2 protein-coding genes are annotated in these 1297 nt (G+C 47.3%); both read right to left on the reverse strand.

Annotated elements, in window-relative coordinates; translation table 11 throughout:
• Positions 1 to 669, reverse strand: a 669-nt coding sequence (gene asd / locus R8N47_RS23450) for an archaetidylserine decarboxylase (protein ID WP_318185884.1), incomplete at its 3' end; no start/stop codon positions are given.
• A 124-nt stretch (positions 670 to 793) separates the two neighbouring features.
• Positions 794 to 1297: ribosome small subunit-dependent GTPase A (rsgA, locus tag R8N47_RS23455; protein ID WP_318185885.1), on the reverse strand; the 504-nt coding region annotated here is incomplete at its 5' end.

The following is a 1297-nucleotide window of genomic DNA, read 5'->3' on the forward strand; positions in this document are numbered from 1 at the left end:
CGTGTTACCGCGAGGTGGCGTGATGGTGCCTGCCCAAACTTGCTCGATACTGCCTACGATGGTTGCACCAACCAGAACTTGTGCCATTGGGCCAAATTCGGTATCGAAGATACATACCACTCGTTCGTTACGTGCAAATAGGTTCGGTACGTTTTCTGCTGTCAGAGGGTTTACTGAGAACAGATCACCAGGAACGTAAATCATTTGGCGCAATGTGCCGTCACATGGCATGTGTACACGGTGGTAATCGCGAGGCGATAGGTATAGCGTTGCGAATGAACCGTCTTTGAATTCTTCTGCGAGTTTCTCATCACCACCAAGCAGCTCTTGCGCCGAGTAGTTGTGGCCTTTTGCTTGAATCAGTTGACCATCTTCAATTGGGCCAAATTGGCTCACACAAGCATCTGCTGGGTGCGTAATGATCTCATCACCTTCAGTGATTGGGCGTGCGCCTTCTTTGAGCTCACGAACAAAAAACTCGTTGAACGTTTTGAAATGCTTAGGATCAGAGTGCTTTGCCTCGTCCATATTCACATTGTACTGTTTGATAAACCAGCGAATGACCGTGGTGGTTAAACTACCAGCTTTGGCTGATGCCAGTTTGCCCATTAGGCGAGTTAGGCCATGTTGTGGGATCCAGTACTGCAGTCCAACTTTAAACTTGTCCATCTTTAATTCCGATACTTCTGTCTGTTCTGTTAGATTCGCGCTTTGGGCGCGTGATGTTACTGAACTTTAATGTGCTTGTCAGTATTCGGTGAAGAATTCTTACACAGTTGCTCAGACAATCTGGTTACAGATCGGCCTTCTTGTTGCGTGAGTATTGGCGGTTTGCCTTGTTCTCCATCATGCTTTCTAGAATGCGATGGTAGTTCTCAAAACGAACCTCACTCACTTCGCCTTTCTCAACGGCTTCACGCAGAATACAGCCAGGGTCGTCGTTGTGTTTACAGTCTCGGAATTTACAGCCACCAAGGTATGGGCGGAACTCAACGAACGCTTTGGTGACTTCTTCAGCCTCTAAGTGCCAAAGACCAAATTCGCGAACCCCTGGTGAGTCAATAAGATCGCCGCCAGTTGGAATGTGGTAAAGGCGTGCTGCTGTCGTGGTGTGTTGACCTAAGCCAGAGTTTTCAGAAATTGCGCCTTCTTCCACTTCTTGTTCTAGTTCAGGCATTAATGCATTAACCAAGCTCGATTTACCTACGCCAGATTGGCCAACAAAGATGTTGATACGATCGCGTAACTGCACTCCTAAATCACTAATGCCTTCACCGGAATTTTTACTCACGAACAG

The organism is Vibrio sp. 2132-1, assembly GCF_033344315.1.